Origin of the sequence: Pseudomonas sp. MWU12-2345, from assembly GCF_023242385.1 — a bacterium.
In the GTDB taxonomy this organism is placed as follows: domain Bacteria; phylum Pseudomonadota; class Gammaproteobacteria; order Pseudomonadales; family Pseudomonadaceae; genus Aquipseudomonas; species Aquipseudomonas gingeri_D.
On the sequence record NZ_JALLJA010000005.1, the window covers coordinates 306581 to 326312 of the forward strand.

The 19732-nt window shown below is 61.9% G+C and carries 17 protein-coding genes and 1 pseudogene; 9 read left to right on the top strand and 9 right to left on the bottom strand.

What is annotated here, in order from left to right; all coding sequences use genetic code 11:
- Window positions 1-700 precede the first annotated feature (700 nt).
- Window positions 701-1465 carry an SDR family oxidoreductase gene (locus M5C71_RS13455; RefSeq protein WP_103495676.1) on the top strand — a complete coding sequence of 255 codons (765 nt, stop codon included), beginning with the start codon at window positions 701-703 and terminating at the stop codon, window positions 1463-1465.
- Between the two features lie 186 nt (window positions 1466-1651).
- On the opposite strand, the gene M5C71_RS13460 is transcribed toward M5C71_RS13455, so the two are convergent.
- The 7 genes from M5C71_RS13460 to M5C71_RS13490 form a co-directional block, all read right to left on the bottom strand.
- Window positions 1652-2785 (bottom strand): AGE family epimerase/isomerase, encoded by a 1134-nt coding sequence (locus tag M5C71_RS13460; RefSeq protein WP_103495677.1) that lies wholly within the window; start codon window positions 2783-2785, stop codon window positions 1652-1654.
- Window positions 2786-3040: 255 nt separating this feature from the next.
- Window positions 3041-3613, bottom strand: coding sequence for a HupE/UreJ family protein (locus M5C71_RS13465; RefSeq protein ID WP_103495678.1), 573 nt, complete (start codon window positions 3611-3613; stop codon window positions 3041-3043).
- Window positions 3614-3653: 40 nt separating this feature from the next.
- Window positions 3654-4268 (bottom strand): urease accessory protein UreG, encoded by a 615-nt coding sequence (gene ureG, locus M5C71_RS13470; protein ID WP_103495679.1) that lies wholly within the window; start codon window positions 4266-4268, stop codon window positions 3654-3656.
- Between the two features lie 9 nt (window positions 4269-4277).
- The gene (locus M5C71_RS13475) at window positions 4278-4952 is read right to left on the bottom strand and encodes an urease accessory UreF family protein (RefSeq protein WP_248768018.1); all 675 of its coding nucleotides are present in this window, start codon (window positions 4950-4952) and stop codon (window positions 4278-4280) included.
- The gene (ureE, locus tag M5C71_RS13480; RefSeq protein ID WP_100939670.1) at window positions 4949-5449 is read right to left on the bottom strand and encodes an urease accessory protein UreE; all 501 of its coding nucleotides are present in this window, start codon (window positions 5447-5449) and stop codon (window positions 4949-4951) included. The genes M5C71_RS13475 and ureE overlap by 4 nt, the downstream gene beginning before the upstream one ends.
- Before the next feature lie 290 nt (window positions 5450-5739).
- Window positions 5740-6372 (bottom strand): TetR family transcriptional regulator, encoded by a 633-nt coding sequence (locus M5C71_RS13485; RefSeq protein WP_103495681.1) that lies wholly within the window; start codon window positions 6370-6372, stop codon window positions 5740-5742.
- A gap of 164 nt (window positions 6373-6536) precedes the next feature.
- Window positions 6537-7097, bottom strand: a complete 561-nt coding sequence (locus tag M5C71_RS13490; protein WP_248768019.1) for a hypothetical protein — start codon at window positions 7095-7097, stop codon at window positions 6537-6539.
- A gap of 361 nt (window positions 7098-7458) precedes the next feature.
- Between M5C71_RS13490 and M5C71_RS13495 the strand changes: the two genes are divergently transcribed.
- The 4 genes and pseudogenes from M5C71_RS13495 to M5C71_RS13510 form a co-directional block, all read left to right on the top strand.
- Window positions 7459-9528 (top strand): AsmA family protein, encoded by a 2070-nt coding sequence (locus M5C71_RS13495; protein WP_248768020.1) that lies wholly within the window; start codon window positions 7459-7461, stop codon window positions 9526-9528.
- 121 nt (window positions 9529-9649) lie between these two features.
- Window positions 9650-10540, top strand: a complete 891-nt coding sequence (locus M5C71_RS13500) for a triacylglycerol lipase (protein WP_248768021.1) — start codon at window positions 9650-9652, stop codon at window positions 10538-10540.
- A 367-nt stretch (window positions 10541-10907) separates the two neighbouring features.
- A complete protein-coding gene (locus tag M5C71_RS13505) occupies window positions 10908-11192 on the top strand; it encodes a hypothetical protein (RefSeq protein ID WP_152737667.1) in 285 nt (94 codons plus the stop codon).
- Between the two features lie 179 nt (window positions 11193-11371).
- A pseudogene (locus M5C71_RS13510) lies at window positions 11372-11494 on the top strand (3-oxoacyl-ACP synthase); the annotation flags it as partial.
- Between the two features lie 82 nt (window positions 11495-11576).
- Here the strand turns inward: M5C71_RS13510 and M5C71_RS13515 are convergent.
- Window positions 11577-12524 carry a LysR family transcriptional regulator gene (locus M5C71_RS13515; protein ID WP_248768022.1) on the bottom strand — a complete coding sequence of 316 codons (948 nt, stop codon included), beginning with the start codon at window positions 12522-12524 and terminating at the stop codon, window positions 11577-11579.
- 131 nt (window positions 12525-12655) lie between these two features.
- Between M5C71_RS13515 and M5C71_RS13520 the strand changes: the two genes are divergently transcribed.
- The 3 genes from M5C71_RS13520 to M5C71_RS13530 all read left to right on the top strand — a co-directional run bounded on the left by M5C71_RS13520 (window position 12656) and on the right by M5C71_RS13530 (window position 17669).
- The gene (locus M5C71_RS13520) at window positions 12656-14179 is read left to right on the top strand and encodes a CoA-acylating methylmalonate-semialdehyde dehydrogenase (protein ID WP_248768023.1); all 1524 of its coding nucleotides are present in this window, start codon (window positions 12656-12658) and stop codon (window positions 14177-14179) included.
- Between the two features lie 14 nt (window positions 14180-14193).
- The gene (gene mmsB, locus M5C71_RS13525) at window positions 14194-15078 is read left to right on the top strand and encodes a 3-hydroxyisobutyrate dehydrogenase (protein WP_177098590.1); all 885 of its coding nucleotides are present in this window, start codon (window positions 14194-14196) and stop codon (window positions 15076-15078) included.
- Window positions 15079-15305: 227 nt separating this feature from the next.
- Entirely contained in the window at window positions 15306-17669 is a 2364-nt protein-coding gene (locus M5C71_RS13530) for a DNA polymerase II (protein WP_248768024.1), read from the top strand.
- A 9-nt stretch (window positions 17670-17678) separates the two neighbouring features.
- Here M5C71_RS13530 and M5C71_RS13535 read toward each other — a convergent pair whose 3' ends face one another.
- Window positions 17679-17834, bottom strand: a complete 156-nt coding sequence (locus M5C71_RS13535) for a hypothetical protein (RefSeq protein ID WP_248768069.1) — start codon at window positions 17832-17834, stop codon at window positions 17679-17681.
- Window positions 17835-18187: 353 nt separating this feature from the next.
- On the opposite strand from M5C71_RS13535, the gene M5C71_RS13540 reads away from it, so the two are divergent.
- On the top strand, window positions 18188-19666 hold the full coding sequence (locus M5C71_RS13540) for an NCS1 family nucleobase:cation symporter-1 (protein ID WP_248768025.1): 1479 nt from the start codon (window positions 18188-18190) through the stop codon (window positions 19664-19666).
- The last annotated feature ends 66 nt before the right edge of the window (window positions 19667-19732 follow it).

A 19732-nucleotide genomic window follows, 5' to 3' on the forward strand; every position in this document is an offset into this window, starting at 1 on the left:
GGGGCGTTTTTTTGTCTGTCCACAGCCTGGATCCGAAATTGTGGAAAACAATCTGGGCAACCTGCCAAAGTGCGACATGAAACCGCTGCAAATGATTGTTTTGTCATCAATTTGACTTGTCCCCGTTTGCTGTGGAGGTGGCTGTGGGTAACGTGGGAGTAGCTGGCTGAGAGCCTTTGAAACCGTGGCTTGCAGCGCTCTGGTTGTTTTTTGATCAGTGGTCTTTTGCAAAGCGCCGGGACGTTTTGTCAACAGGTACATTGTCACGCCTTGCGCCCGACAAGCCGCCTGCACAGCCTGTGGATAACTCTGTGGGCAAACTCTGGAAACATGCCCCCGGGTGGCGTAATTACTGGCCTGGAGCCACTGGCGTGAAATCGTCCCCAGGGGATTTTTCGCCGGTGGCTACACAACGGCTGTTCCGGGGTCAAGGGAAAAACTTTTGAAATACCGCTGGAGGCCTTGTGTACAGCGGATCGGCGGGTTTTCGAGTTGCCCCCGGATACTGTGGACGGGGCTGTGGATAAGGTGCGTACAGCAGGCGCCAGGCCACGGTTTGCGTGGCTTTGCTGTGATTGGGTGTTTTTTGTACAGTTGCGTTGTTTTCAAGATTCCATTTCTTCAGTGGCCGGCGTTGAGGCATGCTGCGCAACGACCGTATTCATATCTGGCGGCCCGCGGGCCGAGCAAGGAGAACTCCATGACATCCACGTTGTTTATCACGGGCGCGACTTCCGGTTTTGGCGAGGCCTGTGCCCGTCGTTTTGCCGAGGCCGGCTGGAAGCTGGTGCTCACCGGTCGTCGTGAGGAGCGCTTGAATGCCTTGTGCGCCGAGTTGTCGAAGCAGACCGAAGTGCATGGCCTGGTGCTGGATGTGCGCGACCGCAAGGCCATGGAAGAAGCCATTGCCAACCTGCCGCCGAGCTTCGCCAAACTGCGCGGTCTGATCAATAACGCGGGCCTGGCCCTGGGGGTCGATCCGGCGCCCAAGTGCGACCTCGACGACTGGGACACCATGGTCGATACCAACATCAAGGGCTTGATGTACAGCACCCGTCTGCTGCTGCCGCACCTGATCGCCTATGGCCGTGGGGCGGGGATCATCAACCTGGGGTCGATTGCCGGCAACTACCCGTACCCGGGCAGCCATGTCTATGGCGCGAGCAAGGCGTTCGTCAAACAGTTCTCCCTGAACCTGCGCTGCGATTTGCAGGGCACGGGTGTACGGGTGACCAATATCGAGCCGGGGTTGTGCGAGAGCGAGTTCTCGCTGGTGCGTTTTGCCGGTGACCAGGCGCGCTACGACGCGACCTATGCCGGTGCCGAGCCGATCCAGCCGCAGGACATCGCCGATACGATCTTCTGGGTGCTCAACACTCCGGCCCACGTCAATATCAACAGCCTCGAGCTGATGCCGGTGAGCCAGACCTGGAGCGGGTTTGCCATTGAGCGGAACAAAGGCTGAGAACGTTAGCTTATTGTGGCGAGCGGGTTTGGCCTGATGCCTTGCAGCCAAGGCCAGGCACTGTCCCCTGTGGGAGCAGAGCTTGCTCGCGAAGAGGCCCTTGAGGCCGCTAAAAGCTTCGCGGCGGTGCGGCGATCCGACAAGCACCGCTCCCGCAATGTCTTCAAGTGCCTGCTTGTGCTTGGCTCAGCCGAAATACTCGGCCAGGCCACTCAGGCAGGTCGCCAGGTGATAAGGGGTGGTCGACGGCATATCCTTCCGGCTGACCTCGCCCTTGGCGTCCAGGCACTCGTGCCAGCCGCCCGGGTGCAGGAAGTGCTGCTGCAAGGCCGCCAGCTGGTGCTGTAGGCGCGCCGAGTTATCCACACGCAACGTCAGCGCCCGCAGGTATTCGGCCTGGGCCCAGATCCGTTGGGTGCCGTCGCGCAGGCTGCCGTCGATGCCCAGCATGCCGCTGACCGCGCCGCTTTGCGGATCGACCCCCGATTGCTCGGCAAAGGCGAACGCCCGCTCCAGCGAGCCATGCAGCGCGGTGCCGCGCAGCAAGGGCGATGATTCCAGCAGGAACAGCCATTCGAACTGATGGCCCGGTTCGAACCAGTTATCCACAGCCCCCAGCGGTTTCTCCAGCATCACGCCGTGGTGGCGGTCGATAAAGCGTTGCTGCATGCCGGTGGCCAGGGCCAGCAGTGCGCCCTGGGTGGTGGCGTCTTCACGTACCGACAGGGTTGCCAGAAAAGCTTCGGCCAGGTGCATCAACGGGTTCTGCAACGGCCCGCTGCCCAGGGGCGACCAGTCACGATCCAAACTCGCTTCATACAGGCCGTCGCCATTGGCGAAACGCACGGCGATCACTTCCAGGGCGGCGTTGAGCACCGACTCCACCAGCGGCTCGCGGACCTTGGCCCAGTAATGGGCGCAGGCGAAGAGAATAAAGGCGTGGGTGTAGAGATCCTTGCTGGTGTCCAGCGGCTTGCCGTGGGGGTCGACGCTGTAGAACCAGCCGCCGTACTCGGCATCGTGGAAATGCCGTTGCAACGAACGGAACAGCGCGCTGGCGCGTTCGCTGGCGGCGGGGAAAGCGGCGTCGCCGATCAGGCTGGAAAACAGATACAACTGACGGGCGCAGGCCATGGCGCGATAGCGTTGCGCGGGCAACGGCCGATGGTCGGCGTCCAGCGCCTCGTAGGGCAGCGCCATCTCGGCGTTCCAGCCGGGGCCTTGCCACAGCGGCACGATGACCTGGCGGAAGTGGTCTTGCACGGTGTTGAACAGTGCACTCAATTCAGGCGTGGAGGCGGAGCTGGAAACATCGGGCATCGGCTGGCGTCGTCAGGGCAAGGGCGGTTGCGCGACATGTTAACAGGCGGTAGCGGACGATGCTGTGGTTGTGGTGAGCAGAACGTAGGAATAGCGCAATGGGGTCTGCCTGAGACATTTTTGCTGATCATGCGTGCCTCTTCGCGGGCAAGCCCTGCTCCTACAGGGTTTATGTCGATCACCCCATTGAGGTTCGACGCAAAACTGTAGGAGCAGGGCTTGCCCGCGAATAGGCCCGTCCTGGCGCTACAAGACTCAGCCCGCGAGCAACCAGACCCCGGTCGCCGCCGACGCAACACCGGCCACCCGCACCAACGGTGCCGCGGCTTGCGGCAACACCCGCACCACGGCATAACCCAGTGCATGCAAAGTCGCGGTCGCGACCACAAAACCGGCCGCATAGGTCCACGGGCTCGACATCTCTGGCAGTTCAAGACCGTGGGCCACACCGTGGAACAAGGCAAACAGCGCCGTCGCCGCCAGCGCCAGGCTCAACGGCGGCCGTACCGCCAATGCCACCGCCAGGCCCAGGGCCAATACCGACGCGGCAATCCCGCTTTCCAGTGCCGGCAGCGCCAGCCCTTCGAAACCCAGTACCCCGCCGAGCAGCATGGTTCCGACAAAGGTGCAGGGCAACGCCCAGCGCGCGCTGCCTTTTTGCTGCGCCGCCCATAAACCGACGGCCACCATCGCCAGCAAATGATCGATGCCGCTGACCGGATGGCTGACACCCGCCATCCAGCCGCTGTCGCCGTGGCCGGGATGGGCAAAGGCGATGGCCGGCATAAGCAGCAGGGCGAGGGTACCGAGGATTTTTTTCAAGGTCATGGTCGGGCTCCGTATTGTTGAAGTAGCGGTTGGCCAGGCATCAGGCTGCTGTCAGCAGGCCCTGGCGTTCGATAAAGGCGACGATGGCGTCCAGGCCATGTCCGGTTTTCTGGTTGCTGAAGACAAACGGCTTGTCACCGCGCATGCGCCGCGTGTCGCTGTCCATCATCTCCAGGGACGCGCCCACCAGCGGTGCCAGGTCGATCTTGTTGATCACCAGCAGGTCGGACTTGCAGATTCCCGGCCCGCCCTTGCGCGGCAGCTTGTCGCCGGCCGAGACGTCGATCACGTAGATCGTCAGGTCGGAGAGTTCCGGGCTGAAGGTCGCCGAGAGGTTGTCGCCGCCGGACTCCACCAGGATCAGGTCCAACCCCGGGAAGCGACGGTTCAACTGGTCGACGGCTTCGAGGTTGATCGAGGCATCTTCGCGAATCGCGGTGTGCGGGCAGCCACCGGTTTCCACGCCGATGATCCGCTCCGGGGCCAGGGCCTCGTTGCGCACCAGGAAGTCGGCATCTTCGCGGGTGTAGATATCGTTGGTGACCACCGCCAGGTTGTAGCGATCGCGCAGGGCCAGGCACAGGGCCAGGGTCAGGGCGGTCTTGCCGGAGCCCACCGGGCCGCCGATACCGACACGCAGAGGTTGTGCGTTCATCATGTTCTCCTAGGAACGAAACAGGCGGCTGTACTGGCGCTCATGGGCCATGCACGCCAGGGACAGGCCGAAGGCGGCGCTGCCGATGGATTGAAGGTCCTGGGCCGTGGCGGCTTGCTGGGCCTGTTGCAGCAGGGGCAGCAACTCGCTGGTCAGGCGCTGGGCGGCTTGCTGGCCCAGGGGCAGGGTTTTCATCAGCACGGCCAGCTGGTTTTCCAGCCAGCTCCAGAGCCAGGCGGCCAAGGCGTCCTGGGGACTGATCTGCCAGGCACGGGCGGCCAGCGCCCAGCCCAGGGCCAGATGCGGTTCGCTTTGCTGTGCGAGGAAGGTTCGGGCGGTGTCATCCAGTTCCGGCAGGCCGCTGAGCAACTGCTGCAGGGAATAACCCATCTGCCGGCTTTCCTGATACAGCTCGCGGGTTTCACGGCTGGCGCGGTGTTCTTCGCAGAGCTGTTGCAACTCGCCCCAGTTTTCGTCCGCCGCTGTCTGGCAATGGGCAAGCAGCAGCGGCGCTTCGAAGCGGGCCAGGTTGAGCAGCAATTGATCGGCGATCCAGCGCCGGGCGCCGCTTGCGTCCTTGACCCGGGCCTGTTCCACGGCCATTTCCAGGCCTTGGGAATAGCTGTAGCCGCCGATGGGCAATTGCGGGCTGGCCAGGCGCAACAGCGCCCAGGCCGGGTTCATGGGCGCACACCGAACTGGTGCAGGCGCGGCGGGTAGTTGAAGTCTTCGTCGCCGTGGCGGGAGTGGTGATGGCCGCCGCCGTAGGCACCGTGTTCCGGCTGGAACGGCGCTTCGAGGGTTTCGGTATGGGCGCCAAGTTGTTCGAGCATGGCCTTGAGCACGTAGTCGTCGAGCAGCCTGAGCCAGCCGTCGCCGACTTGCAGGGCGACATGACGGTTGCCCAGGTGATAGGCGGCGCGGGTCAGTTCGAAGGCATTGCGGCAGGTGACGTGCAGCAGTTGTTCGGGGCGTGCGCAGACCCGCACGATGCGGCCGTCCTCGGCTTCCAGGTATTCACCGTCGTACAGCGGTGGCTGGCCACGTTCAAGGAATAGTCCTACGTCCTCACCCTCGGCACTGAAACAGCGCAGGCGACTTTTGCTGCGGGCTTCGAAGTTCAGGTGCAGCTCGGCGGCCCAGGTGGATTGCGCTTCGATTCTGCGATGAATCACCAACATCAGGAGGCTTCCGGCAATGAGCGATGGTTGAGCTAGAGCAAGGGGCTTGCCAATCGTTCGCCGCGTAGGAAAGTCCCGTCAGAAAGCGCTGGATGCCTGAAAAGGGAGCGTAGTCATGTTTCAGAATGTTTCAAGATGGTGCGCAAGTGATGTAAGTGCGCTTTTGTGGTGCCTGGCGGGCCTCATCGCCGGCACACCGGCTCCCACAGGTCTGCGTTTCAACGCCAAGATCTTGTCGTGTCGAACTGTAGGGGCTTGCCGGCGATCCGGGTGCAGGGCACCCGTTCCGGTTACTCGGTACTGCCCAGACCCTGCCAATGCTTCAATCCGATAAAGATGAAGCGCAGTTGCTGGGTGATCTTGGCCTGGGGCGTCAGATGTTCCGGCAAGGGATCGGACGGTGGGTCGATGATATCCGGCAGGGTGGCGAACACACTCTTGACGATCAGGTCGGCCATGACCGCCAACCCGGCGGGGTCCAGGTGGTCGAGCTTGGGCATCAGGCCCAGGTCGGTCGCCAGGTCCGTGCTGATATTTTCCCGCAACGCCCCGATGGCCTGGCGCACCGGCTGCGAACCACCGTATTGCTCACGGGCGAGAAACAGGAACTGCGAGCGATTGGCCGCCACCACATCGAGAAAAATCCGCACCGACGCATCGATGATGCCGCCCATGACGAACTCGTTATGGCGCACCAGCCGGATGGTTTCGCGGAAGGTCTGGCCGACTTCGCGGACCAGGGCCAGGCCGAGCTGGTCCATGTCGTCGAAGTGTCGGTAGAAACCGGTGGGCACGATGCCGGCGGTCTTCGCCACTTCCCGCAGGCTCAGGCTGCCGAAGCCACGGCCGGATTCCATCAGGTGCCGGGCAGCGTCCATGAGCGCGTGTCGAGTCTGTTGTTTCTGTTCGGCGCGGGGCAGCATCGCAAGGGTATTTTCTGGATGAAGAGAGCGGCGCACTCTAGCAAATCAGCTTTGCCGGCGTCGAACCAAGAGAGGGGGGCAATCGCGGGATTTCGAATATTCAGGGCCCTGAAATATCAAAGCCCGGTCCAGGAGACCGGGCTTTGTTCCAGGCCAGCAAGGCCTTAACTCAGGCTGCTGTTGCGTTCGATCACACGGTCACCGCCGTCTTGGACCAGGCCTTTCTCTTCCAGGCGAGCACGGCCACCTTCGGCGAATTTGTCGTTCTCACCAATGGAGGTCTTGCTGGAGCCGTTCTCGGCCAGGGCTTGGCCCAGAGGAGTGTGGTCAGAGCCGTTCTCGCTGACAGTGTCGCCATTCCGTTCGCCGATAGCGGTCTTGCTGGAGCCGTCGGCGGCCAGGGCTTGGCCCAGAGGGGTGTGGTCAGAGCCGTTCTCGCTGACAGTGTCGCCATTCCGCTCGCCGATAGCGGTCTTGCTGGAACCGTCGGCAGCCAGGGCTTGGCCCAGAGGAGTGTGGTCAGAGCCGTTCTCGCTGACAGTGTCGCCATTCCGTTCGCCGATAGCGGTCTTGCTGGAACCGTCGGCAGCCAAGGTATTCAGCACTTGGCTAACAGTCGCATGGCTGGCTTGAGCCTGTGGTGCAGCTTGTTCACGGGCTGGCAACGCGTAGGCATTGGCAGCCAGGACGGCAAGGGTGAGGCTGAGGATTAATTGGCGTTTCATGATCGGTTGCTCCGTAGGAGGGCGATAAAGTGGGTACGGAGCTAATGCTACTCTTGCAAAATCGATATAAAAGTTCATAAGCACAATGTTAATAATCAACGGAATTGATGGTTCTACCCAAACCCCTCTAGATCAAGGCTTACAGCGCGTTACCTTTGCCCCGCAATGGGTATTTTCGACTCACTGCCGCGCCACATGGGGGCATGCAGTGAACGAAAAGCTGGCGGATGGGTCAGGACCGTTGGTTCCCAGCCCGGGTCGATTAATGGTTTTTGGCGTTAAACCTTGTCGGGCGTTTGTGGGTCGTACAGGCATAATGCGTCGATTTTTGGACGCTCAGTCGTTCTAGGAGCCCCGTGCAATGACGCGCACTCGAAAGATTCTTGCCTGGACCGGCGCCAGCCTTGTCCTACTGCTGGCCGTGCTGGTCGCCGTCATCGCCTTGTTCGATTGGAACCGGGTCAAACCGCCGATCAATGCCAAGGTCTCGGCCATCCTCCATCGGCCCTTCGCCATCAATGGTGATTTGTCCCTGCGCTGGCAGCGTGAAGCCGACGAGGGCGGCTGGCGGGCCTGGGTGCCTTGGCCGCATCTGATCGCCGAGGACCTGACCCTGGGCAATCCCGACTGGTCGAAGAGCCCGCAGATGGTCACCCTCAAGCGCGTCGAACTGCGTCTCTCGCCGTTGCCGCTGCTGGCGCAGCAGGTGGTGATCCCACGTATCGACCTGACCGAGCCCAATGCCAGCCTTGAACGCCTGTCTGATGGCCGGGCCAGTTGGACCTTCCAGTTCGATCCCAAGGACCCGAATGCCGAACCGTCCAGCTGGGTGGTGGATATCGGTGCCATCGGCTTTGACAAGGGCCATGTCACCCTCGACGACCAGAGCCTGAAAGCGCACCTTGACCTGGTGATCGATCCGTTGGGCAAGTCGATTCCGTTCGGCGATATCGTCGGTGACAAAGCCGCGAAAAAGGCTCTGGAGAAAGGCGCTGCCCCCCAGGACTATGCCTTTGCGTTGAAGGTCAAAGGCCAGTACCACGGCCAGAACCTCGCCGGCAGCGGCAAGATCGGCGGCTTGCTGGCCTTGCAGGACGCGGCCAAACCGTTCCCGGTCCAGGCTGACGTGAAGATCGCTGACACCCGGATCGCCGTCGCCGGGACCCTGACCGACCCACGCAATCTCGGCGCCCTCGACCTGCGCCTGACGCTGTCGGGCACCAGCCTGGGCAACCTCTACCCGTTGACCGGCGTCACCCTGCCGGATTCGCCGGCGTATGAGACCGACGGTCATCTGATCGCCAAACTACGGGATCCCGCCGGGGCCGCGTTCACCTACGAGAAATTCAACGGCAAGATCGGCACCAGCGATATCCACGGCGACCTCACTTATCTGGCGAGCCAGCCGCGGCCCAAACTCAGTGGCACCCTGGTCTCCAATCAACTGCTGATGACCGACCTGGCGCCGTTGATCGGCGCCGACTCCAACGCCAAGCAGAAGGCCCGTGGCGGTGAAAGCAAACAGCCGGCGGACAGGGTGCTGCCGGTGGAAGAGTTCCGCACCGAGCGCTGGCGCGACATGGACGCCGATGTGGAATTCACTGGCAAGCGCATCGTCCATAGCAGCGAATTACCGTTTACCGACCTCTATACCCATCTGGTGCTCACCGACGGCGAGCTCAGCCTGGAGCCCCTGCGTTTCGGCGTGGCCGGTGGCAAGCTCGACGCACAGATCCGCCTCAACGGCCGCACCACGCCGATGCAGGGCCGGGCCAAGCTGACGGCGCGCAACTTCAAGCTCAAGCAACTGTTCCCCACCTTCGAGCCGATGCAGACCAGCTTCGGTGAACTCAATGGCGATGCGGATATCGCCGGCACCGGCAACTCGGTGGCGAAGTTGCTCGGCACCTCCAATGGCGACCTGAAGATGCTGGTCAACGATGGCGCTATCAGCCGTGGGTTGATGGAGATCGCCGGGCTCAACGTGGGCAACTACGTGGTCGGGAAAATCTTTGGCGACAAGGAAGTGAAGATCAATTGCGCGGCGGCGGACCTGGGGATCAAGAGCGGCCTGGCGACCACCCGGCTGTTTGTCTTCGATACCGAGAACGCAATCATCTATATCGATGGCACGGCCAACTTTGCCAACGAGCAGTTGGACTTGAAGGTCACGCCGGAATCCAAGGGCTTCCGCTTGTTGTCCTTGCGCTCGCCTTTGTATGTGCGAGGCAAATTTATCAAGCCTGATGCCGGCGTGCAGGCGGTGCCGTTGATGTTGCGCGGCGCCGGCATGGTCGCCCTGGGCTTGATTGCCGGGCCGGCGGCGGGGCTGCTGGCGTTGGTGGCGCCCAGCGGCGATGTACCGAACCAGTGCGCGCCGTTGTTGGAACAGATGCGTGCGGGCAAGGCACCGAAGACGGTGAAGGGCTGAAAGCGTGGCGTGATACCGGCTGGCCGGCTCGCCACAATGCATTTGTCATCTTCAATGCCGATGCTTTGACCTTCGCAGTGCTGCCGGGCTTTGGCTTTTGACCTTCAGGGACGCTCACGGGATGCCGCAAGAACTTGCCACACGTTATCCGCTGGTGCTGGTGCCGGGCATGCTCGGTTTTGTCCGGCTGGTGTTTTTTCCCTATTGGTACGGGATTGTGCCGGCCTTGCGCCGTGGTGGCGCGCAGGTATTTCCGGTGGCGGTCTCGCCGCTGCATTCCAGCGAGGTGCGTGGCGAGCAATTGTTGGCGCGGATCGAGCAGATCCGCCGCGACACCGGGGCCGACAAGGTCAATCTGATCGGCCATAGCCAGGGCGCATTGACCGCCCGTTATGCGGCGGCGAAACGGCCGGAGTGGGTGGCCTCGGTGACCTCGGTCGCAGGTCCTAACCATGGCTCGGAATTAGCGGACTATTTTGACAAGCATTACCCACGTGAGGGGCTGCCGGCTCGTCTGCTCAGCCTGGTGCTTTGTATGGTGGCGCGGGTGATGGGATGGCTGGACACGGGCCATTACGGGCTGAGGCTGCCGATGGACCTGCCGGCGTCACACCAGTCGCTGACCAGCGAAGGGGTTGCGCTGTTCAATCTGCAATACCCGCAAGGGTTGCCGCAGAGCTGGGGCGGGCAGGGCGATGAACTGGTGAATGGCGTGCGTTACTACTCCTGGTCCGGGATCTTGCAGCCCGGGATCACGGATCGCGGGCGCAATCTGTTCGATGGCACCAACCGCAGTTGCCGGCTGTTTGCCAAAACCTTCGTGCGCGAGGCCGGGCAGTGCGATGGCATGGTCGGCCGTAACAGCTCGCATTTGGGAACGGTGATCGGCGATGACTATCCGCTGGATCACCTCGATATCGTCAACCAGTCGTTCGGGTTGGTGGGCAAGGGCGCGGAGCCGATCCGGTTATTTGTCGAGCATGCGCGGCGGTTGAAGTTGGCGGGTGTCTGAAGCGAGGTGTTCAACGCTGAATGCCCTGTCGCAGAGAGTGAAAATGCCATTGCTGGCAGCGGTACTGGCACGTATTTCAGGGTGTAAAAGCGGCAGCTATTCGGCGGGGCGCTGGACTATAGTTCGGTGGTCATCGACGAATCGGTGACCGGTCTTAGCCGATCGAAACTGTTACGAAACGCAGAAGCGCCCTATGATGTCGGCGCTTTTTGCTGCCTGGTTTTTTGCCATGGCGGCTGTGCGTGGGACACCTGCGGGTGTGCCGGGTTTCGTAATAGTCCCCGGTCGGCTAACCCGCGTACAGCTGCCACCCTCGTTTGTTTAGCCGCAGATGTTGGTGACTCTATGACTATTACGGAGTGACACCATGACCAATTTCCACCCGCTACAAAGCAACCTCACTGACGCCCCGGTGCTCTACCTCAAGATTGATGTCCCGGTGCGCAACCTCTACGAATTTGCCATACAGCGCCTGAAGGCGGCTCGCGACCTGAGCCACAGCCTGACCTGCATGAGCATCGGCAATACCTGTGATCGCGATCTCCAGCACTTCGCCTCAGCGGCCTATCTGTTATTGCAGGATGGCTGCGATGCGCTGGATGCAATGCAGGGGCGATTCACGGATCGGCAGCCAAGCGCCTTGCAGGCCTGATCGGAAAAACGCGGATCTGAAAACACCACACAAACCTGTAGGAGCGTGGCTTGCCCGCGAAGCTTTTAGCGATCTTGAGGGCCCCTTCGCGGGCAAGCCCTGCTCCTACAAGGGACCGCGCCCGGTCTTGCCGAGCATCTGGTGTGCCCGAAAATCTCCCAAGCAGGAGGCCAGATACTCTGTCGAAAACATCGAAAACTGACTGGGAGCACCTGGCCAAGCTGAACGACCAGGATATCGACACCAGCGAAATCCCCGAGCTGAGTGAAGACTTCTTCCGCAGTGCCGAATTGCGCTTGCCTGCGATGGGGCCCTGGAGGCTTGAGTCGCCCGCAATGACGCCATCGCCGGCAAGCCAGCTCCCACAAGGGATCGCACCCGGTCTCAATCGTGGAAAACCATGCTCCGCGTTTCTCCCATCAACAGCGCCTGATTGCGTTCCGTCACATCCCGAATGTAATCCCACAACAAGGTAATGCGCTTCAGCTTGCGCAGGTCCTCCCGGCAGTACATCCAGAACTGCCGGGTGATATTCACCTCATCCGCCAGCACCGGCAGCAACCTCGGGTCCTGGGCCGCGAGGAAACACGGCAGGATCGCCAGCGCCCGACCCTGTTGCGCCGCGACGAACTGGGCGATCACGCTGGTGCTGCGCAAATTGGCCGTGGCATTCGGCAGGGCATTGGCCAGGTACAGCAGCTCATTGCTGAACGCCAGATCATCCACATAGCTGACAAACCGATGCCGCCCCAAATCACTGGCACGACGGATCGGCGGATGCTGGTCCAGATATTCCTGGGTCGCATACAGCTGCAAGCGGTAATCACATAACTTGCAGCACACATACGGCCCATGCTCCGGCCGTTCCAGCGCAATAACGATATCCGCCTCGCGCTTGGACAAACTGATGAAGTGCGGCAACGGTAGGATATCGACGGAAATCGCCGGGTACGCATCGACGAAATGGCTCAACTGCGGGGTGATGAAAAAGCTGCCGAACCCTTCCGTGCAGCCCATCCGCACATGCCCCGACAGCGCCACGCCAGACCCCGAGACCTGCTCGCAAGCCATGTGCAAGGTGCTTTCGATGGACTCCGCATAGCCCAGCAAACGCTGGCCTTCAGCGGTCAGCACAAAACCGTTGGTCCGGGATTTTTCGAAGAGCAAGGTGCCTAGCGCACCCTCCAGTGAGCTGATGCGGCGCGACACCGTGGTGTAGTCCACCGACAGGCGCTTGGCCGCGCTGCTGGCTTTGCGGGTACGGGCGACCTCGAGGAAAAACTTCAGGTCGTCCCAGTTCAATGAACCCAAAGACGTGATGTTTTTTTGCATGTTGGTCCGGTTTTTATGTGCATTCTTATTAGAAGAACGCACATCTATACTCCAAAAACAGTCCAGTCACCATGCTCGGGCGCTGCCTCGCCCGCCTCGGATTCGGCCCCACAATAATTCAGGAGACTTCAATGAACGTTTCTCTCAAGTCCGACACCACCCTCAAGACCGCCAAGCTGCTGATCAATGGCGAGTGGGTCGAATCCCAGACCAGTGAATGGCACGACATCGTCAACCCGGCCACCCAGGAAGTACTGGCCAAAGTCCCGTTCGCCACCGCCGCTGAAGTCAACGCCGCCATCGACGCCGCGCACCGCGCCTTCCAGACCTGGAAGCTGACCCCCATCGGCGCGCGCATGCGCATCATGCTCAAGCTGCAAGCGCTGATCCGCGAACACTCCAAGCGCATCGCCGTGGTCCTCAGCGCCGAGCAGGGCAAGACCATTGCCGACGCCGAAGGCGATATCTTCCGCGGCCTGGAAGTGGTGGAACACGCCTGCTCCATCGGCACCCTGCAGATGGGTGAGTTCGCCGAGAACGTCGCCGGTGGTGTCGATACCTACACCCTGCGCCAGCCCATCGGTGTCTGTGCCGGGATCACCCCCTTCAACTTCCCGGCGATGATTCCGCTGTGGATGTTCCCGATGGCGATTGCCTGCGGCAACACCTTCGTCCTCAAGCCGTCCGAGCAGGACCCGCTGTCGACGCTGCTGCTGGTGGAGCTGGCGTTGGAAGCCGGTGTACCGCCAGGCGTGCTCAACGTGGTGCATGGCGGCAAGGAAGTGGTGGATGCGCTGTGCACCCACAAGGACATCAAGGCTGTTTCCTTCGTCGGTTCGACTGCCGTCGGCACCCATGTCTACGACCTCGCCGGCCGTCATGGCAAGCGCGTGCAGTCGATGATGGGGGCGAAGAACCACGCGGTGGTGCTGCCCGATGCCAACCGTGAACAGACCCTCAACGCCCTGGTCGGTGCCGGTTTCGGCGCGGCCGGCCAGCGCTGCATGGCGACTTCGGTGGTGGTGCTGGTGGGCGCGGCGAAACAATGGCTGCCGGACCTCAAGGCCCTGGCCCTGAAACTCAAGGTCAATGCCGGCAGCGAGGCGGGCACCGATGTCGGTCCGCTGATTTCCAAGCGCGCGAAAGAGCGTGTGCTGAGCCTGATCGAAAGCGGTATCAAGGAAGGCGCCAAGCTGGAGCTGGACGGTCGCGATATCCAGGTGCCGGGCTTCGAGCAGGGCAACTTTGTCGGCCCGACCCTGTTCTCCGGGGTGACCACCGATATGCAGATCTACACCCAGGAAATCTTCGGCCCGGTGCTGGTGGTGCTGGAAGTCGACACCCTCGACGAGGCGATCGCCCTGGTCAACGCCAACCCGTTCGGCAATGGCACTGGCCTGTTTACCCAGAGCGGCGCCTCGGCGCGCAAGTTCCAGAGCGAAATCGACGTCGGCCAGGTCGGTATCAATATCCCGATTCCGGTGCCGGTACCCTTCTTCAGCTTCACCGGTTCGCGCGGTTCCAAGCTCGGTGACCTCGGTCCGTACGGCAAGCAGGTGGTGCAGTTCTACACTCAGACCAAGACGGTCACCAGTCGCTGGTTCGACGATGACAGTGTCAACCATGGTGTGAACACCACCATCAATCTGCGCTGAGCGAGGAATCTGCCATGAAGATTGCATTTATCGGCCTGGGCAATATGGGCGCGCCGATGGCGCGCAACCTGATCAAGGCCGGGCACAGCCTGAATCTGTTCGACCTGAACAAGACTGTGCTGGAAGAGTTGGCGGCCCTCGGCGGGACCATCAGCGAATCGCCGAAAGTTGCCGCTCAGGGCAGCGAATTGGTGATCACCATGCTGCCGGCCGCTGCCCATGTGCGTAGCGTCTGGTTGGGCGAGGACGGTGTGCTGGCTGGTATCGGTCGGGGCGTGCCGGCGGTGGATTGCAGCACCATCGATCCGCAGACCGCCAAGGATGTCGCGGCGGCGGCGGCCAGGCAGGGCGTGGCGATGGGCGATGCGCCGGTGTCCGGCGGGACCGGCGGTGCGGCGGCCGGGACCCTGACCTTTATGGTCGGGGCTTCCCAGGAGCTGTTCACCACCCTGCAGCCGGTGCTGGCGCAGATGGGCCGCAATATCGTCCATTGCGGCGAAGTGGGCACCGGGCAGATCGCCAAGATCTGCAACAACCTGCTGCTGGGCATTTCCATGGTCGGGGTCAGCGAAGCCATGGCCCTTGGCGCGGCGCTGGGGATCGACACCCAGGTGCTGGCCGGGGTGATCAACAGTTCCACCGGACGTTGCTGGAGTTCGGAGACTTATAACCCCTGGCCGGGGATCGTCGATACGGCGCCGGCGTCGCGTGGCTATACCGGTGGTTTCGGGGCCGAGTTGATGTTGAAGGATCTGGGGCTGGCGACGGAAGCGGCGCGTCAGGCGCATCAGCCGGTGGTGCTGGGCGCGGTGGCGCAGCAGCTTTACCAGGCGATGAGTTTGCGTGGGGAAGGGGGGTTGGATTTCTCGGCGATCGTCAACGCTTATCGCAAACCTTAAGTGGGGGCTACGGTTTCTCGCCGAACGCGCCTAAACGTACGACACAAAACTGTAGGAGCGTGGCTTGCCCGCGAAGAGGCCCGTGAGACCGCTAAAAGCTTCGCGGGCAAGCCACGCTCCTACAGGTCTTCAGTGTTCTTGAGGGCCTGAACGGGGCCGGATCCGCACACCTGTCCGTCCATGACGCGTAGAATCATCCCCCTGAAAATGCTTTCGAGGTGCGGGTGGTGGATCTACAGCAGGGGTTTGTCCTGACCCGGCATTGGCGCGACACCCCCACGGGCACGCAGGTCGAGTTCTGGCTGGCCACCGACAACGGTCCCCGGCATGTCCGGCTACCGCCGCAACCCTCCGTCGCTTTCATTCCCGTCGCCCATCGCCAACGTGCCGAAGCCTTGCTGCGTGGTGAGCGTGGAGTCGAGTTGCGTCCCCTGGAACTGCTCGACTTCCACCATCGTCCCATCCTCGGCCTGTATTGCCAGCAACATCGGCAACTGATGAATATCGAGAAGCTGCTGCGCAAGGGCGGCGTCGATGTCTATGAAGCCGATATCCGTCCGCCCGAGCGCTTCCTGATGGAGCGCTTTATCACCGCGCCGGTCCAGTTCGGCGGCACCGCCAACGTTGACGGCCCGCTGCTCGATACCCAGATGAAACCGGCGCCGGGCTATCGCCCGCGCCTGAAGCTGGTATCCCTGGATATTGAAACCACCATGCAGGGCGAACTGTATTCCATCGCCCTGGAAGGCTGCGGCGAGCGTCAGGTGTACATGCTGGGACCGGCCAACGGCGATGCCACCCAGGTGGATTTCAAGTTCGACTACCGTGACACCCGTGCCGGCTTGCTCGAGGCCCTGAACGACTGGCTGGCCCTGCACGACCCGGACGCGATCATCGGCTGGAACCTGGTGCAGTTCGACCTGCGCGTCCTGCACGAGCACGCTGAACGCCTGAAGGTGCCGCTGCGCCTGGGACGTGGCGGCGACGTCATGGGCTGGCGCGACAACGGCGCGCGCAACACCCATTATTTTGCCGCCGCCGCCGGCCGCTTGATCATCGACGGCATAGAGGCCCTGCGCTCGGCCACCTGGAGCTTTCCTTCCTTCAGCCTCGAATATGTGGCGCAGCACTTGCTGGGCGAGGGCAAGTCCATCGACAACCCGTACCAGCGCATGGACGAGATCGACCGCATGTTCGCCGAGGACAAGCCCGCCCTGGCGCGCTACAACCTCAAGGACTGCGAGCTGGTGACGCGGATCTTCGACAAGACCCAGTTGCTGACCTTCCTGCTGGAGCGCGCCACGGTCACCGGTTTGCCCACCGACCGCAGCGGCGGCTCCGTGGCGGCGTTCACCCACCTCTACCTGCCGTTGATGCATCGCCAGGGCTTTGTCGCGCCGAACCTGGGGGAGCGCACCCCCGAAGCCAGCCCCGGCGGTTTTGTCATGGACTCACGGCCCGGCCTGTACGAATCGGTGTTGGTGCTCGATTACAAAAGCCTCTATCCGTCGATCATCCGCACCTTCCTGATCGACCCGGTGGGGCTGGTGGAAGGCCTGCGCCATCCCGACGACAGTGACTCGGTTCCCGGCTTTCGCGGCGCGCGTTTCTCCCGTACGCGGCATTGCCTGCCGGCCATTGTCGAGAGTGTCTGGCAGGGCCGGGAGACGGCCAAGCGCGAACACAATGCGCCGCTGTCCCAGGCCCTGAAGATCATCATGAACGCCTTCTACGGCGTGCTCGGTTCCAGCGGCTGCCGCTTCTTCGATACGCGCCTGGCGTCGTCCATCACCTTGCGTGGCCACGAGATCATGCGGCGCACCCGCGAGCTGATCGAAGCCCAGGGTTACGCGGTGATCTATGGCGACACCGACTCCACCTTCGTCTGGCTCAAGCGAGCCCACAGCGATGAAGAGGCGGCGCAGATCGGTCGCAGCCTGGTGGCCCAGGTCAACCAATGGTGGCGCGAACACCTGCGACAGGAGCTCGGGCTGGACAGCGCCCTGGAGCTGCAATTCGAAACCCACTTCAGCCGCTTCCTCATGCCGACGATCCGCGGTGCCGAGGAGGGCAGCAAGAAGCGTTATGCCGGTTTGGTGACCCGTGCCGACGGTACCCAGGAGATGATCTACAAGGGCCTGGAAACCGTGCGCAGCGACTGGTCGCCCCTGGCCCAGGATTTCCAGCAGGAGCTGTACCGGCGGATCTTCGACCGGATGCCGTATCAGGATTATGTACGTGACTACGTGCGCCGGACTCTGGCGGGCGAACTGGACGACCGGCTGGTCTATCGCAAGCGCCTGCGTCGCCAGTTGGGCGACTACCAGCGCAATGTGCCGCCCCATGTGCGGGCGGCACGCCTGGCCGATGAGTACAACGATGCCCAAGGCCGGCCCCGGCAGTACCAGAACGGTGGCTGGATCAGCTACGTGATCACCCTGGCCGGCCCCGAGCCGCTGGAGATACGCCGCGCGCCGATCGACTACGACCACTACATCACCCGGCAGCTACAGCCGGTGGCGGATGCGATCCTGCCCTTTGTCCAGGACGATTTCAGCACCCTGATCGGCGGGCAGTTGGGGCTGTTCTAAGCGTCAACCTCAGAGACTGAAGCGCGCCACCAAGCGATGCATATCGGCCGCCAGTCGCGACAGTTCGGTACTCGCCACCGAGGTCTGCTGGGCGCCGGTGGCGGGCTCCTGCAGGCACCAGATTGGCGCAACGGTTGCACCGGACTCGCGCCTGGGCGCTATCAAACGGCGACCCCCGTATCGTCCAAATACGCCTCGGCAGGATTTCGAACCCAAAAAGGGATCGGAAAGCCCGTGCCCGAAAAATAAGCGTCTACGCTGATCGAACACTTCAATGAACAATTTTATTCATTGGATGTATCCATTTTAAAGACTTCAGTCGCACCAATCGGAGTGTCTCCAAGCAGCACGGCCCCTTCAAGTTCAGATCTTCGAGCGTTCATCAGACGGCTCATGATTTTTCTGGCGCGTATTTTGCTGATACGTGTTTATCAGGCTTGCGGTTGTGGCCAATCTTGCATGCATCTGTATTCAAAATAATGCCAATCAGAATGCGAAAAATCATGGGAGTCACCCCGATGTCTATCGATGCAAATCAGGTCCCGGTGGTCGTCATCACCGGCGCGCACGCCCAGCTCTACAACCAGGACCTGGCGCCCACGGCGCCGGAGGGGCGAACCTGGGGGACGTTCAGCCTGTTCTCGATGTGGATGTCCGACGTTCACTCGGTCGGCGGTTATACCTTTGCCGCCAGCCTGTTCTTTCTCGGGCTGACGGGCTGGCAGGTGCTGCTCTCGATGATCGTCGGGATCACCATCGTCTACTTCCTGATGAACCTGATCGGCAGGCCGTCGCAAAAGTACGGCATTCCGTTTCCGGTGGTCGCGCGCATGTCTTTCGGCGTCCGCGGCGCCAATCTCGCCGCGGTCGTGCGGGGAATCGTCGGTATCGTCTGGTATGGGGTACAGACCTATTTCGCCTCCAAGGCGGTGCAGGTGCTGGTGATCGCGATGCTGCCCTCGGCGGCGGAGTTCACCCATAACAGCCTGCTGGGGCTGTCCACGCTGGGCTGGATCAGCTTCGCCTTCATGTGGTTTTTCCAGCTGGTGATCTTCCTGGCCGGGATGGAAACGATCCGCAAATTTATCGATTTCTGCGGCCCGGTGGTCTACGTGGTGATGTTCGCGCTGGCCGGCTGGATGATCTCCAAGACCGGCCTGGACAGCTTCTCGATGCAGTTCTCCGACAAGCACTTCACGGGCCTGGAGTCGATCGGCCTGATGGCCAGTGCCGCGATGCTGATCGTCGCCTACTTCGCCGCGCTGCTGCTGAACTTCGGCGACTTTTCCCGTTTCGCCAAGAGCGAAGCGGTGATGAAAAAGGGCAACTTCTGGGGCCTGCCGGTGAACTTCATCGTTTTTGCGATCATCACGGTGATTGTCACGGGCGGTTCGATGAAGGTCTTCGGCGAGGCGATCATGGACCCGGTGCTGATTGTCGAGAAAATCAATAACCCCCTGGTGTCGATCATCGGCGCGCTCACCTTTATCGTCGCCACCATGGGCATCAATATCGTGGCGAACTTCGTCTCGCCGGCCTATGACATCGCCAATCTGGCGCCGCAGAAAATCAATTTCAAGCTGGGCGGCTTGATCACTTCGATCCTGTCGGTGCTGGTCTGCCCATGGCTGTTTGTCTCGAGTCCCCAGGCGATCACGATATTCGTCAGTATCTTCGGTGCGGTGCTGGGGCCGATGTTCGGCATCATGGTCGCCGACTACTATCGGGTGAAGCGCCAGGTCATCAAGTTGGAGGATCTGTACACGCTGTCGCCTGAAGGCTCGCTGTATTTCGAGGGCGGCTGGAACAACAAGGCCCTGTTCGCGCTGATCGTTTCGGGAAGCCTGTCGATCGGCCTGGCGTTGCTGGGCGCATTCGGCTTGATTTTCAATGTCGGTGACTGGGGATGGCTGATCGGTGCCGGCAGCGGGGCGATCGTTTATGTGCTGGCCAATCGTAGGGCGGCGGCTGTTTCAGCGCTCGGTGAAACGGTCTAGAGGGACTGGGGGAAACGACGGACAGGGTTCTCCGTCGTTTCTCTCGCGGTCTGTTCCGGCGCGGCG